This window comes from Massilia atriviolacea (assembly GCF_003953935.1).
Classification (GTDB): domain Bacteria; phylum Pseudomonadota; class Gammaproteobacteria; order Burkholderiales; family Burkholderiaceae_D; genus Telluria_A; species Telluria_A atriviolacea.
On record NZ_RXLQ01000063.1, the window covers coordinates 1 to 884 of the forward strand.

Annotated in this window: 2 protein-coding genes; both read right to left on the reverse strand. The window is 63.7% G+C overall.

Annotated features, from left to right (window positions below; all coding sequences use genetic code 11):
- Positions 1-245: ATP-binding protein (locus EJB06_RS31535; protein WP_229427392.1), on the reverse strand; the 245-nt coding region annotated here is incomplete at its 3' end.
- On the reverse strand, positions 242-884 hold a 643-nt coding region (gene istA, locus EJB06_RS31540), incomplete at its 5' end, for an IS21 family transposase (protein WP_126077968.1). The genes istA and EJB06_RS31535, both read right to left, overlap by 4 nt.

The window sequence follows — 884 nt, forward strand, 5'->3', positions numbered from 1 at the left end:
TTGGCGAAGTCATAGTTGAACTCGTCGAGCGTCTTTACCACCGGGAACCCTGCCAGCCGGGTCATCGTGCTTTGCTTCCTCACGTTGCGACCAGCAGCTTCCTCCCTCAGCAGCCCCTCCAGGAAGTCGCTGTAAGCCATCTGCTGCCTGGCCGCCTTCTGGGTGGCGGCACCATACCCTTGGGCCACGAACGGCAGGTTTAAACTGTCGCACAAGGCAGCAATGCGTTCATGTTGTAGATTCATGCCGCCATTCCTTCAGCCACGCGTTCAAGCAGCGCGTCGTACACCCGCAGCGGATGCTGCAGCGGCGACGGCTGTGCAATCCGGCTCACCACCGCCGGCGGTCGTGGAACGACAGGTGGCGCCGCTGCGGTCTGCGGCCGGGCTGCTGCAATGTCCGCCCGCCACGGTGCCGGCAACGCTTGCAGGTGCGCTACCTCTCGCTTGAGCGCTTCGGCCGGCGGTTCCTTCGTCGTTCCATGAACGCGCGCGTTGGCAACCTCGGCCAGCCACTGCGCCACCTCCATGTTGGCAGTGACGACGTCAAGCTTCTGGCCGCTCTGCGCCAGGCGGCTGGCCAGCGGTACGTAGAACGAGCGGCGCAGGTAGCCGTTGAAGCGTTCGACCTTGCCCTTGGTCTTTGCTCGGTACGGCTGGCACAGCTTGATCACGAACCCACTATGCTTCGCGTAGTCCAGGAAGCCGGCGTGGAAGCGGTGCTGCCCGTCGCCGTATGCATCGCGCTCAAGCACGACGGTCTTCATGTTGTCGTACAGGACGCGCCTGGTCACGCCGCCGAAGAACGCGAAGGCGCGCTCGTGGCAGCCGATCAGCGTTTCCACCTTCATATTGCTGACGAACTCCACGTAGCTGGCCCGGCTA